Genomic DNA, 14,592 nt, shown 5'->3' on the forward strand with positions numbered 1-14,592 from the left:
CCTTTTTTTCCTCTTAGGAAGAAATCCATCGTGCCAACGAACGTTCCGTGACTTCCCACAGTAGCTCCCTCTGCACGTGATGAACGTATTTATCCGATAATTTTTTCCGACGATTGCTAGCATACAGTTGCCCCGTCACTCCGGCTTCTTTCTCATCCAACAACAAACCGATAGCGGTGGAAGCCCCTTGTGCGGGCTTGCGAATAAAAGGCCGGAAGAAAATATCCGTCAGCGGGTCAAACCACTTATGCATAGTAATAATATTAGTAGAGACAATGCCCGGATCGGCAGCATTGACGGTAATTCCTTTATCACGGAGTAGCTTGGACAGTTCAATGGTAAACAACAATAAAGCCAGTTTCGTATTGCTGTAAACGGGAATTCTCCAAAATTCTCCGACCTTGCCTCTGTGAAAGAAATCGGGAAGTTCAATACGCCCGATCGCATAAGTGCAAGACACCATGTTTACAATTCGCGCACCGCGCACCATCGCAGGAATCAGTTTCCGGGTAAGCAGATAAGGTCCTACATAATTCACGCTAACCGTTCGCTCAAACCCATCTACGGTAATATGAAGTCCCGTTTCCATCGTTCCCGCATTATTCATCAGCAGAGAAACAGGAAGGTTACGTTCTAATATCCGGTCGGCAAAAGAAGCTACGGATTGCATGGAAGCCAAATCAAGAGCCATAACTTCCAGATTCGGGTTCCCGGTTTCTTCAATCAAACAAGCGCGGACAGTCTCCGCCTTTTGGGGGTTGTAACAAGCCATTATTACCTGATAACCAGCTTTGGCAACGGCACGTGTGATTTCCGTTCCCATCCCTCCGTCCGCACCGGTAATGATAGCCCATTTTATATCATTCATTTCTTTTCCAATTTTTCAATCTCCTTTTGCAGACAAGGAGGTAACGTTTCTTTTAAATGTTGATGGCAAGCCATTTCTATCGAATACATACGGCCTATGCAGTAATTACTGTGTCCACAGCTGCAACGGGCCTGCTCCTCCTGCTTCATCCGGTTCACAAATCCAGGTTCGTTGAGTAAGGCACGTCCCATCTGCACAGCTTCAAAGCCCGCATCGAGCACTTCATCTATCTTCTGACGGGCAACGAGTCCGCCAACATAAATCAAGGGAGCTTCCGGAAGAGCTTCCCGGAACTTTAAGGCGTCTTTCAGGAAATAAGCCTCTTCAAAAGGTACGGACGGAATCATCCATTTTCCGAACATCCGGACGCCGTATTTCAGCCACCAACAGTCCATGTAGTGCGCCATCGAGCGAATCGGCATCGCTCCCCGCATCACATACATCGGGGCTTTGCTGACAAAGCCTCCACTCAGCACCAGTCCGTGAGCACCCAGCTCCAGAAGCCGCTTCGCCACCTGAATGGATTCGTCTATTTCCATTCCGCCTTTGAAACCGTCGCGCATATTCATTTTGACAATCACCGCCATGTCATTGCCCGCCGCTTTCATCACCTCTTCCATCACCAGATCCATAAAACGCATCCGGTTCTCCAGCGAGCCTCCGAACTCGTCTTTGCGATGGTTGGTGTAAGGTGAGAGGAATTGGCTGATTAAATAACCGTGTCCGGCATGCACTTCCACCGCATCAAACCCCGCTTCTCGTGCCAAGTTGACAGCGTTTCCGTAAGCCTGTGCCATTTCCGGAAGTTCTTCCTGTTCCATTCCACGCACAAACGTAGGCGAATAGAGGTTAAAACCAGAAGAAGCGGATATAGGCGTGACACCGCAAATCTTTTTGTGGGACATATTTCCGCAATGCCCTATCTGGATACCTACCGCAGCACCCTCGTCGTGCACGGCTTTTGTCAATTCATTCAAACGGGAAATTATGGACGGACGCATCCATAACTGACGATCGAAAGAGAGCCCGCTTTGCGTCACGGCGGCATAAGCTACGGTCGTCATCCCCACTCCTCCCGCAGCAACCGAGCGGTGGTAATCCAATAGCATCTGCGAGGGAGTATTGCCCGGACACATACTTTCAAACGCTGCCGAACGTATCGTCCTGTTCCGCAGCGTCAAAGGGCCGAAAGTGACCGGAGTGAAAAGTTTAGATTCCATAGTAGTTTATATTTATTCAAGTCTTAATTCTAGTCTTAATTCAATTCGTGATAAAAAAATCTCCTAGTAGAGAAAAGGAAACACCCGCTTCCGTGTGCCTACCGCGTCGCCGAATTCCTCGCGATAACGTTTCCAAATGGCGTCGGCTCGCGGAACGAGGTTTGCAATCGTCCACCAAAGGAAAACAAGTCCGGAAAGCGAACAGGTAAGAATTGCCCAGCCTGCCCATTCTACGATTTCACCGAAATAATTGGCGGAAGTCACATAGCGGTACATGCCTTTCTGTGGCAGATAATGCCGTGTGTCTCCCGGTTTACGCAAATGGCGGATGATATAATCGGACGACCAGTTCACCAGCATACCCGTGAAAAACAGCAAAGTACCTATTATAAAGTACGGGGAGGTGAACCAATCGGACTGGTACATCGTTGCGGGGGCAAGGTAGAAAATCCATTCTCCTTGCATATATCCATTCAACAGATTGAAAAGGATTCCCATTGACATGATGGCCAACGGCATTTTACTTTTTCCTTTCAATAACAAAGGGAAAATGAAAGCCCGTTGAAAATAATGCAGTTGGAAGAATAAAAAGAAGGTCAATATCACCGGCTCAAAGCGGCGTTCCGAATACATCCACATCACGCACATCACGAGGAAGACCGGAGCTTCCATCAGTATCCAAGCCAGTTTGTTTGAAATAGCCGCTCCCCACGAAGACGTGCGGAAGATTCCGTATCCTGCTTTCACGAAGTAGAGAGCGACAAAAACAATCAGGGCAATCAAGCTCATTACACCCAAAAACAGATTAAAAGCTGCTAAATTCATATTGAAGTTCTTTTGTAATGCACAAAAATAGCAAAAATGAAAATAATAGCCACACAAAATGTCTTTTAAATATTAAACTTACCAAAATAACAACTACACTTTGGATTCAAGAATTTACCATCGAAGGACTCGCGGGCAACGATTGCACATAATTCACTGATTTACACCAGTATACAAAGGGCAAGTTATCAAATAGAGAAAAGGCGTTTTAACACGATGTTAAAACGCCTTTCTTGGTAGGCAGAAACCGCCTTTCCTTGACACCAAGAACGCTCTTTTCTCCATAAGAGGAGACGAGGGAGCTATTCGAAATGTTAATTATGTTATTATTTCCAATTTTATATTTCCTCGCATCTCAGCATCTCCCATCCCCGGAATTGAAGAAGTAAACGATGAAGAGTTGTGCCTTTCGCCAATTGGCGAGCTATTTTATCTTCACTATATTGATGCAACTGCCTGCGCCCTTCCTCTGCTTGTGCCGCAAGTTCCGCATCGGTAGCAGTACGTGCCGCGTATTTCAACTCCAGAATATAGCTGTGCTCTATATCTGGATAACGCTGCTTGTCAGGCAGAAGGAAAAAGTCACAGTAACCATAATTCATCTCCAGCTCAGGCTCTACCAGATAATAGGAAGCGAGTGCCAGATAGGCCTTGAGGAAACCTTGCAGGTTTCTTTCCCCTTCCATTCCGTCACGTATAGAGGAATTCTCATGATAAGCACCGGCTATGGACTCAAAGAACGGTTTCCAATGACCGTCGTAAACCAAATCGTCTATCTGGTCTTTCAAATGAGAAAGATTTAACGGATGAATCTGTTGATAATAATCACGCAGGAAACCGAAATATTGCTCGCGTACACAATGATTGGGGATGCACATCCGCAGCCGGTCACCACGTGTGCCGCAAATTGTAAGCAATCCGTAATAATAGAGCAGGCTACGAAAATTATCAATATCCACTATCCTCTCCGCCGGAAATGAAGTGTGAAGGTTCACCAGAATCTCTCCTTTTGCAGCAATCTCCTCAATCGTGCTCATACGACTTCCTTCACGGCTACTGTCATGATCGATACGGGCAAGCATCTTCAGTTTACTGTAATCGGTACGAATATTTTTATCTACCATGTCTTCGGGAGAACGATGAAAGTCAATCTGGCTACGCAAATAGTATAACGTCATGTCGCAATTAAAAACTCTATCATCATTCAAGCTCATCCGTGCAAAGCAATAATTATCATACCACGGCTTCATCTCCGATATCATCGCTTCCACCTCACCGGTCAACAAACCATTTGATTTATAATAAGTAAACATCTCACGCACTTCCGTTTCACTGAATCCCATCATTGCATTGAAGCGAGAATCAGTCGATATATTCCAATCTATATTATATCCACTAGACAAGTCGTCCAGTGTGACCGGACTAACTCCCATCAGGAAAATGCGGTTGAACATTCCCTTATATTGCTTGAAATATTCCCGATAAAATCCACTGGCGTGTGCCAGACCATGAAACATTTTCTGACCGTGTTCGCTCAATATGACATTCGTGAAGTTATCATATTCGTCAATTATCAGATACAAAGGATATCCCTTTTCCTTTGCTTCCAATTCAATATAAGCCAGTTTAGCTTTCGGATTCTCAATGCTCAATACTCTCGATTCAAAATCATCATTGTAGAATGAGGCATATTGCTGGGCAAACTTATCAATGACCAAACCGCAATACTCATTAAAACTCGTCATCAACCCGTCGCCTACGCCTGAACAACCGGCTTTGGAAAAATCGAAATAAAGAACCTGAAAACGATTGCGTTCTTCAGTGGGATGCGTGCCAATCCATAAATCGCCAAAATACTTGTCAAAGTTGTCCCGCTGCAATATATCGTAATAAGTACGCATCATGCTTAAGAAAAGACTTTTCCCGAATCGTCTCGGACGAATAAGAAACAAATAATTGGGCATTTGCTCAATCAGCGGCAGATACCTGGTCTTATCTACCAAATAACAATTATCACTTCTCAATTGGTTAAAATCCGATATTCCATAAGGTATTCTTTTCACTTGACTCATAATCCAACTGACTTTTATAGATGTATTGGCAAAGTTAATCTATTCTACCGAATAAAAAAACGTTAGCGGAAGTATTGTTTTCATTCACACCGTTCCCCGGACAGAATCGAGACTCAATATCTATTCGGGGAACATTTTACATTATATAGAAAAAGGATCGATGCGGATCAGCGTTTCTTGATCGGAACATAGGCCAGTTCCTCAAGAACGTTCTTATAAGCAGGACGAATAATACGTTTTCCGTCAAAGGTCAGCTCCTCATTACGGTGTGCACACCAGCCGACAATACGAGCCATTGCGAACAAAGGAGTGAAAATTTCCTGCGGCAGTCCGATCATTTCGTACACAAAACCGGAATAGAAATCAATATTGCTGGATACCGTCTTTCCATTGTTCTTCACACGTCCGAAAGTAGCGATAGCACGTTCTTCCAGCAGTTCGAGGAAAGCAAACTCACTCTCTCTGCCCTTCTCACGGGCAAGGTCACGGGCAAGTTCCTTCAGCAGAAGTGCACGTGGATCGGAAATGGTGTAGACAGCATGACCGATACCATAGATAAGTCCGGTTTTATTGTACACTTCCTTGTTCAACATACGAGTGAAATAAGTATCTATTTCATCCACATTCGTCCAATCTTTGATATTTTCTTTCAAGTGGTGGAACATATCCGCCACTTGGATATTCGCTCCTCCATGAAGCGGACCTTTCAACGAACCGATACCGGCAGCGATGGCCGAGTAGGTATCCGTTCCGGTAGAGGAAGTGACACGGACCGTAAAGGTAGAGTTGTTACCTCCACCGTGCTCTGCCTGAAGAATCAATAACAAGTCGAGTGTGCGAGCATCCAATTCGGTATAGTCCTTCTTCAGCATATATAAGAAATTTTCGGCAATAGAAAGCTTTTCCTGCGGATGGCGGATATGCAGAGAACGCCCGAAAGTAGCATGACGAAGCATATTATAAGCGTATGCAATGATAGTGGGAAACTTCGAAATCAGCTCAATACTTTGGCGCATCAGGTTGTCTCTGGAGGTATCGTCCGCATTCGCATCAAAACGGTACATCTCGAGCACGCTGCGCGACAAAATATTCATAATATTGCTTCCCTCCAACTCAATAATATTCATTTTCGTCTTCTGCTCCAACGGCATGTTGTCGTTGATCAGTTCACGGAAAGAAAGCAGTTCTTCCTTGTCCGGCAAGCGTCCCGAAAGCAGCAGGTAGGCCACTTCCTCAAAGCCGAAACGTTTCTCCTTGATAATGGCATGAGAAATATCTTCCACGTCATAACCGCGATAGAACAATTTTCCCGGTATAGGCTTCAATCCGCCTCCCGGAACACGTTCGTAACCGACCACGTTACCGATTTTAGTCAGACCTACCAGAACTCCTGTGCCGTCTTCGTTACGCAGTCCGCGCTTCACGTCAAATTTGGGGAACAATTCATTGTCAATCCGGGTAGCTTCCTTCATCTCTTCGGAAAGCTTGTAAATCAAGTACTCTTTCTTCATTTTCTTTGTCTTTATTCGTTACTTCTATTTTTCTATTCTTTCCACGATTTCACGGGTGAAAGCGGAAGTGGAGAGGGAGACTCCATTCGGCATGAAACGAGCGAGGTCATGGGTGGCACGCGCATCCAAGAAACTCTGTTCCAAAGCTTTCTCGATAAGAGCTGCCGCTTCTTTCCAACCCAAATACTCAAGCATCATGACTGCCGAAAGTATGATAGAGCAAGGATTCACCACATCTTTGCCCACAATAGCAGGCGCTGTTCCATGCGTGGCTTCAAAGATGGCATGCCCCGTTTTATAATTGATGTTGGCTCCGGGAGCAATCCCGATACCACCCACCATTGCCGCCAATTGGTCGGAAACGTAGTCTCCATTAAGGTTCAGAGTGGCTATGACCGAGTAATCTTCAGGGCTCAGAAGCATATTTTGCAGGAAAGCGTCGGCAATGCAATCCTTAATTACCAATCGTCCGTCTGCCAACGCGTCGGCAAATTCACGCTGCGCCAATTCGTAGCCCCATTTCTTGAAACCGCCTTCGGTGAACTTCATTATATTTCCCTTGTGAACCAACGTTACGGAGGGCAGATGATGGTCTAACGCGTATTGGCAAGCAGCACGCACGAGACGTTCCGTACCTTCCCGCGAAACCGGTTTCACACCGAAAGAGGAGCTCTCCGGGAAACGTACCTTTGTCACACCCATCTCGTCTTTCAGGAATTTATAAAACTTTTCCGCTTCCGGAGTGCCTGCTTCCCATTCAATACCTGCATAAATGTCTTCCGTATTTTCACGGAACACGCACATATTTACTTTTTCGGGTGCTTTCACCGGCGACTGTACTCCCGGATACCAACGGACGGGACGAAGACAGACGTATAAATCAAGCGTCTGGCGTAACGCCACATTCAACGAACGGATACCGCCTCCGACAGGCGTCGTCAACGGACCTTTAATACCAATCAGATACTCCTGAAATGCCTTCATCGTCTCCTCCGGTAGCCAAGAACCTGTCGCATTAAAGGCACGTTCTCCCGCCAACACTTCTTTCCACTCGATACGGCGTTTGCCACCGTACGCTTTCTGAACAGCTGCATTGACTACGGCTTGCATGGAGGGAGTAACTTCCGCTCCCACTCCATCACCGGTAATATAAGGTACGGTAGGCACATCGGGCACTGACAGCGTACCATCTGCTTGCATAATTATTTTGCTCATGATTTTTATTTTTCTTGTCTTTTTTAAATTATCTGGCATTCAAGGCAGAACCGGCACGGAACCAAGCTATCTGCTGTTCATTATAAGTGTGTTGCACTTCAAAGCTCTCTTTCGTCCCGTCTTCGTGATGGAGAACGACAGTCAGGTTGCGTCCCGGAGCGAAGTCCACCAAACCAAGCACGGACAGAAGGTCGTGTTCACGAATTTTATCATAATCGGCTTTGTCTACAAAAGTGAGGGCAAGCATACCCTGTTTCTTCAGATTCGTTTCATGAATACGGGCAAAACTCTTGGCGAGAATGACACGTACATTCAGAAAACGCGGTTCCATAGCCGCATGCTCACGACTGGAGCCTTCACCGTAATTTTCTTCGGCCACGACAATAGACGGCACTCCTTCGGACTTATACATTTTTGCCGTACCGGAAACAGTTCCGTAAGTGTTGGTAGAACGGTTCCAAACCTTGTTCGTCTCACCGTTGAAGGCATTGACAGCTCCCATCAATATGTTATCCGAAATATTTTCCAGATGTCCCCGGAAACGGAGCCACGGACCTGCCATCGAAATATGATCAGTAGTACATTTGCCTTGCGCTTTGATCAATAAAGGCATATTCAATAAATCTTGACCATCCCAAGCTGGGAAAGGAGCCAACAGTTGCAAGCGTTGTGAATCCGGCTTCACCCTGATTTCCGTCTCTCCTCCATGAGGAGCAACGTAACCCTCGTTTCCTTGCGCAAAGCCGTTCAAAGGAAGTTCATCTCCCACCGGTTCAGACAGCTTCACCTTCTCGCCGTCATGATTCACCAGTCTGTCTTTCAAAGGATTGAAACAGAGGTCACCCGCAATTGTCAGTGCCATCGTCAGTTCCGGAGAAGCGACAAAAGCGTATGTATTCGGATTGCCGTCGGCACGTTTGGCAAAGTTACGGTTGAAGGAAGTGACAATTGAATTTTTCCGCGTCGGATCATCCGTCTCACGTTTCCACTGCCCAATACAAGGGCCACAGGCGTTTGCCATAATTGTAGCTCCTATCTGTTCAAAAGCTTCTATCATTCCATCCCTCTCGGCAGTGGCACGAATCTGCTCCGAACCCGGATTCACAATCAACGGAGCGGCTACACTCAGGTTCTTTTCGGCAACCTGCTTCGCCAGAGAAGCGGCACGGCTCAAATCCTGATAGGACGAATTGGTACACGAACCGATCAATCCCACTTCCATCTTACGCGGGTAACCGTTCAACAACACCTTCTCCGCAAACTTGGAAATAGGAGTGGCAGCGTCCGGTGTGAAAGGGCCGTTTATATAAGGCTCGAGTTCAGACAGGTCTATTTCAATGACGCGGTCGTAATACTTAGTCGGTTCCTCCGCCACTTCATCGTCAGCACGAAGGTCGGCGGCAACGGTCTCTGCCAGTTCAACCACCCGCTCTCTTCCGGTAGCTTTCAAATAGGTAGCCATACGCTCGTCAAACGGGAACAATGAGGTGGTAGCCCCCACTTCGGCCCCCATGTTACAAATGGTCGCCTTCCCGGTAGCCGAGAGCGATTCGGTTCCTGGACCAAAGTATTCGATAATGGCGTTCGTTCCCCCTTTTACGGTAAGAATTCCGGCAAGTTTCAAAATCACATCTTTCGGAGAAGCCCAGCCGTTCAGTTTTCCGGTCAGGCGGACACCGATGATTTTCGGCATTTTGAGTTCCCACTCCATACCGGTCATGACGTCCACCGCATCCGCACCGCCAACCCCGATAGCAACCATGCCCAGTCCACCCGCATTTGGCGTGTGCGAGTCGGTCCCTACCATCATTCCACCGGGAAAAGCATAGTTCTCGAGTACAACCTGATGGATAATTCCAGCTCCCGGTTTCCAGAAACCGATTCCGTAGCGGGAAGATACGTCACGAAGGAAATCGTACACTTCTTCATTGGTCAGCCTTGCAGTGGCAATATCTTCTTTTGCACCTTTATACGCTTGTATCAAATGGTCACAATGCACCGTAGAAGGCACAGCAACTTGATCTTTGCCCGCATTCATAAATTGAAGCAGAGCCATCTGGGCTGTCGCATCCTGCATCGCAACACGGTCGGGACGAAAATTCACATAATCTTCCCCTCTCTGGTAATCTTTCACATCAGCCACATCATACAAATGGGCATACAGTATTTTTTCGGCCAACGTCAAAGGACGTTTCAATATAGCCCGTACGTGTTCTACCTTTCCTTTATAAGCAGTGTAGAAAGCTTCTAACATAGTTGCATCGTATACCATATCACTTTTTGTTTTTTTAGTCTATCTATTAAAATAACGAATGACGTTCGAGTAATGTTTAACAAAATGAAATAAATTTTCGTCTCGGGAAGAAGAATTGTTACCTTTGCGCCTATTATGAATAATAATCCGAAAAATCCGATAGCCGACCTTCAGCAACAACAACTCCTCTTACGGATGGAGTACGAATATGAGAAAGAGGAATTCAAACGGCAGACTGAAACGATGGGTATTGCCCGAAAAGTGAAACGCGGTCTTTGCTGGTATCCTGTCTCTCTCGGCCGAAGTTATTATAATTCTCTGAATCAATTTGTTGTAGATATTACAAGAAGCGAAAATAAAGAGATAGAACACTCTTTTGAATTCGGCCGTCCCGTTTCCTTTTTCCACCAGTCATTCGACGGAAAAGTGAAATATCTGAATTTCACCGCAACCGTCAGTTATGCAGACGAAGAACGAATGGTAGTCGTGCTCCCCGGAGCAGGGGCATTGATGGAACTACAAACCGACGGTGTGCTGGGCGTACAGCTTTACTTTGATGAGACTTCCTATCGCGCTATGTTTGAAGCACTGGAGGACGTGATCCGTGCCAAAGGCAATCGCCTTGCCGAACTGCGCGACACGTTGCTGGGAACGCTAAAGCCCGGATTTCGCGAATTATACCCCGTACGTTTTCCTTGGTTGAACAGTACGCAGGAGACGGCTGTCAATAAAGTGCTTTGCGCACGTGATGTTTCTATTGTGCACGGTCCTCCGGGAACGGGAAAGACAACAACACTTGTCGAAGCGATTTATGAGACACTGCACCGCGAACCACAAGTGATGGTGTGCGCTCAAAGTAATACTGCCGTCGACTGGATTTGCGAGAAACTTGTAGATCGGGGTGTTCCGGTGCTCCGCATTGGAAATCCTACCCGCGTAAATGACAAAATGTTATCCTTCACCTACGAACGCCGGTTTGAGAACCATCCGGCGTATCCGGAACTTTGGGGAATCCGCAAGTCCATCCGCGAAATGGGAGGACGAATGCGGCGGGGAAGTTATGAGGAACGGGAAGGGATACGCAGTCGTATGAGCCGTCTACGCGACCGTGCTACCGAGCTTGAGATTCAAATTAACGCCGACCTCTTCGACAGTGCCCGCGTGATTGCCTCGACCTTAGTCAGTAGCAACCATCGCCTGCTCAATGGCCGCCGTTTCCCGACTTTATTTATCGACGAAGCTGCGCAAGCACTCGAAGCTGCCTGCTGGATAGCCATCCGAAAAGCAGACCGGGTGGTTCTCGCCGGAGATCATTGCCAGCTTCCGCCTACCATAAAATGTATAGAAGCCGCTCGTGGAGGATTGGAATATACATTAATGGAGAAGGTGGTTCGGCAAAAACCGTCCTCTGTCTCGTTACTGAAAGTGCAATATAGAATGAACGAAGCTATCATGCAGTTCCCTTCCGACTGGTTTTATCAGGGAGAACTGGAGGCTGCTCCGGAGGTACGTTATCGGGGAATCCTTGATTTCGACAGCCCCATGAGTTGGATTGACACTTCTGAAATGGAATTTCACGAGGAATTTGTAGGCGAAAGTTTCGGACGCATCAACAAGCAGGAGGCTAATCTGCTCTTGGAGGAGCTGGAAGCCTATATCAACCGGATCGGAAAGGAACGAATTTTAGAGGAAAGGATTGATTTCGGACTGATTTCACCCTACAAAGCACAAGTGCAATATTTGAGAAGTAAAATTAAAGGAAGCAGTTTCTTGCGCCCTCTCCGAAGCCTCATCACAGTAAATACAGTGGACGGTTTTCAAGGACAGGAACGGGATGTCGTTTTTATCAGTCTCGTCCGCGCCAACGAGGAAGGGCAAATCGGATTTCTGAATGATTTAAGACGAATGAATGTAGCGATCACACGAGCACGCATGAAACTGGTGATTCTGGGAGAAGCCGCCACACTTACCAAACATCCTTTTTACAAAAGACTTATGGCATTCATAAAAAAGGAGGATTAAAACAAACAATATTTTTATATTTTCTTCTTACATTTCCTATATTGCTATCGAATGTTGCCACAAAGATAAACAAGAAGTTGTATTATATAGTCACAACATCTATATATTTAAAAAAGGAGAAAAGCCATCGGCTCTTCTCCTTTTGTATCAAACTTGTATAATCCTATCAAATCAATTGTTCTCCGGACGAAGTTTGCGTACAGTAACAGCAGTTTGCCACATTTCGCTTTCACGCAACTGGCGGAGTTCTTCGTTCAGTTTCTCACGATAATCCGGCTGTGAGTTACTGTCAATAGAAATTTGCGCTTCGTTGCCGGTCTTCACACTGTGATACAGTTTTTCAACTACCGGTTTGATAGCGTCGTGGAACGGGCCCATCCAGTCAAGAGCACCGCGTTGAGCAGTAGTAGAACAGTTTGCATACATCCAGTCCATACCGTTCTTTGCAAACAACGGCATTAACGACTGAGTCAGTTCCTCTACTGTTTCATTGAAGGCTTCGGAAGGTGAATGACCGTTTTCACGCAACACCTCATACTGTGCCAACAACAGACCTTGAATAGCACCCATCAACGAACCGCGTTCACCTGTCAGGTCGGAAGTTGCTTCACGTTGGAAAGTTGTTTCAAACAGATACCCTGAACCGATACCGATACCCAAAGCAATTGTTCTATCGTAAGCTTTACCCGTAGCGTCCTGATAGATAGCGTAAGAAGAGTTCAAACCACGACCTTCGAGGAACATGGTACGCAATGAAGTACCCGAACCTTTAGGAGCAACCATGATAACATCAATATCGGCAGGAGGAACCACCCCTGTACGATCGTGCCAAGTGATAGCAAAACCATGAGAGAAATAAAGAGCCTTTCCGGCAGTCAGGTAAGGTTTCATTGTCGGCCATACAGACATAACAGCCGCATCAGACAACAGACACATGATGATTGTACCTTTTTCGCAAGCTTCTTCGATTCCGAACAAAGTTTCACCCGGAACCCATCCGTCAGCTACTGCTTTATCATATGTTTTTCCCTGACGCTGACCAACGATCACGTTGAAACCGTTATCACGCAAATTCAATGCTTGTCCGGGACCCTGAACGCCGTAACCGATTACAGCGATTGTTTCATTTTTCAATACTTCACGAGCTTTCTCCAATGGAAATTCATCACGGATCACTACATTTTCAATAGTACCGCCAAAATTCAACTGTGCCATTTTTCTTTTTGTTTTTAGTTTTGATGGCTTACGCCATCCGTTATTAATTGATTTTATATTCTATTTTATTCAAATATCACTTTCGACCGGCAAACCACTTCGCTGCCGTTCTTCTTCACCTCTACGTGAAACTCATTTTCATTGGCTTCATCGCAGAAGAAAGTCAGTTCGTCTCCAAAATAACTTTCAGCCACATACGCCATCTCAAAACGACGAATGCGCTTGGTTTTATACAAATCGATCGGAAACAAGTCGAGTATGTGCTCGATGTAACGGATACTATTCACATGACCGTTAATATCAATATCACTGTATTTCGCAGTCAGCGTGGCCAACGGTTGTGTATTAGTCACTTTGATACGCGAAGGCTTCTCTATCGGACAAGGCTCATCGCATACATAGTCTACAATGCTTCCCCCGTGCAATGCCAACAGGTCAGCCGGTTTACGAGTATTCAAACTGATCATCGCCCACACGGAACGAGCGTAACCGATTTTCTTGCCTTCTTTATTCATAATGGCAAAATTACGATCGGTGAACAGGCGATAAACATTTTCCACCCAAGTCTGAACCGAAAAGTCCTCATACTGATAAGGCATTTCATCCAATTCGATTGCCAGGCGGGAAAGTACCCACGTATAATTGTCCTCATTCAGAGACGCAATGCCAAAGCCACGATCGCTGGCATGAAAACCTGCGCAATTCAGCAAATGATTGCCCAGTACCCCCATTGTCAGGCGACCGTTGAAATCAACATGAAACGGTTCTGCAACAAACTTATAAGTTCCTATTTTATTTGATTCGCTCATTCTTCCTACTGGTTTTTATTTTGGTTATAACGGGCTTCCCGTCCGTCAAGAAACTCATTCACCCGTTCAAAACAACTGGTGGTAATCGCTACCCGCCCCGAACGTACAAATTGCAAAACACAATTCAAAGCCTTCAGTTCACCGTAAAGCGAGGTAATCTCTTCACTCATTCCATTCTTCTCGACAATAGAAAATACCGGATTTACTTCCACTATGCGGGCGTTATATTTACGTATCACCTTAGAGGCCTCCGGCGTCTCTTGAAATTCGGGGGTAGACACCTTATATAAAGCGATCTCATGGAAGTAGATCTCATCTTCCGTAAAGTAGTGCGCCTGAATTACATCAATCTTCTTTTCTATTTGCTTCACCACTTTTTCAATCGTATCTTTATCAGTCCAAGCGGTAATGGTATACTTATGTACCCCCTTGATGGAAGAAGCAGATACATTCAGACTCTCGATATTTATCTGCCGACGGGTAAAAACAGCCGTAACCTGATTCAGCAATCCGGCTATATTTTCCGAATGAACAATGATAGTATATAACGTCTTTTCACTCATAATCCTTAATTTAACTTT

11 protein-coding genes are annotated in these 14,592 nt (G+C 45.9%); 1 reads left to right on the forward strand and 10 read right to left on the reverse strand.

The genetic code is table 11. The features are described from left to right. Positions 1 to 13: 13 nt before the first annotated feature. The 7 genes from GD630_RS20325 to GD630_RS20355 form a co-directional block, all read right to left on the reverse strand. Complete coding sequence (locus GD630_RS20325; protein ID WP_143865013.1) at positions 14 to 868, reverse strand: SDR family oxidoreductase; 855 nt, start codon at positions 866 to 868, stop codon at positions 14 to 16. Continuing rightward, entirely contained in the window at positions 865 to 2,088 is a 1,224-nt protein-coding gene (locus GD630_RS20330; protein WP_143865012.1) for an NADH:flavin oxidoreductase, read from the reverse strand. Before GD630_RS20330 ends, GD630_RS20325 begins: the two co-directional genes overlap by 4 nt. A gap of 63 nt (positions 2,089 to 2,151) precedes the next feature. Next, positions 2,152 to 2,913 (reverse strand): DUF1295 domain-containing protein, encoded by a 762-nt coding sequence (locus GD630_RS20335; RefSeq protein ID WP_007751660.1) that lies wholly within the window; start codon positions 2,911 to 2,913, stop codon positions 2,152 to 2,154. Positions 2,914 to 3,251: 338 nt separating this feature from the next. Then, positions 3,252 to 4,985: an ATP-binding protein gene (locus GD630_RS20340; protein WP_143865011.1), complete on the reverse strand. Its 1,734-nt coding sequence runs from the start codon at positions 4,983 to 4,985 to the stop codon at positions 3,252 to 3,254. A 167-nt stretch (positions 4,986 to 5,152) separates the two neighbouring features. Next, positions 5,153 to 6,496, reverse strand: a complete 1,344-nt coding sequence (locus GD630_RS20345; RefSeq protein WP_007751677.1) for a citrate/2-methylcitrate synthase — start codon at positions 6,494 to 6,496, stop codon at positions 5,153 to 5,155. 24 nt (positions 6,497 to 6,520) lie between these two features. Continuing rightward, positions 6,521 to 7,711 carry an NADP-dependent isocitrate dehydrogenase gene (gene icd / locus GD630_RS20350; protein ID WP_143865010.1) on the reverse strand — a complete coding sequence of 397 codons (1,191 nt, stop codon included), beginning with the start codon at positions 7,709 to 7,711 and terminating at the stop codon, positions 6,521 to 6,523. Positions 7,712 to 7,739: 28 nt separating this feature from the next. Next, positions 7,740 to 9,983, reverse strand: coding sequence for an aconitate hydratase (locus GD630_RS20355; protein ID WP_143865009.1), 2,244 nt, complete (start codon positions 9,981 to 9,983; stop codon positions 7,740 to 7,742). 117 nt (positions 9,984 to 10,100) lie between these two features. Here GD630_RS20355 and GD630_RS20360 point away from each other — a divergent pair, with 117 nt between their 5' ends. Further along, complete coding sequence (locus tag GD630_RS20360; RefSeq protein WP_143865008.1) at positions 10,101 to 11,987, forward strand: AAA domain-containing protein; 1,887 nt, start codon at positions 10,101 to 10,103, stop codon at positions 11,985 to 11,987. A 171-nt stretch (positions 11,988 to 12,158) separates the two neighbouring features. Here the strand turns inward: GD630_RS20360 and ilvC are convergent, their stop codons facing one another. The 3 genes from ilvC to ilvN form a co-directional block, all read right to left on the reverse strand. Further along, positions 12,159 to 13,202, reverse strand: a complete 1,044-nt coding sequence (gene ilvC / locus GD630_RS20365; RefSeq protein WP_007766808.1) for a ketol-acid reductoisomerase — start codon at positions 13,200 to 13,202, stop codon at positions 12,159 to 12,161. 65 nt (positions 13,203 to 13,267) lie between these two features. After that, positions 13,268 to 14,011: an acyl-[acyl-carrier-protein] thioesterase gene (locus GD630_RS20370; protein WP_055278378.1), complete on the reverse strand. Its 744-nt coding sequence runs from the start codon at positions 14,009 to 14,011 to the stop codon at positions 13,268 to 13,270. Between the two features lie 5 nt (positions 14,012 to 14,016). Continuing rightward, complete coding sequence (gene ilvN, locus GD630_RS20375) at positions 14,017 to 14,574, reverse strand: acetolactate synthase small subunit (RefSeq protein WP_143865007.1); 558 nt, start codon at positions 14,572 to 14,574, stop codon at positions 14,017 to 14,019. Positions 14,575 to 14,592: the final 18 nt, after the last annotated feature.

This window comes from Bacteroides zhangwenhongii, from assembly GCF_009193325.2.
GTDB classification, from domain to species: Bacteria; Bacteroidota; Bacteroidia; order Bacteroidales; family Bacteroidaceae; genus Bacteroides; species Bacteroides zhangwenhongii.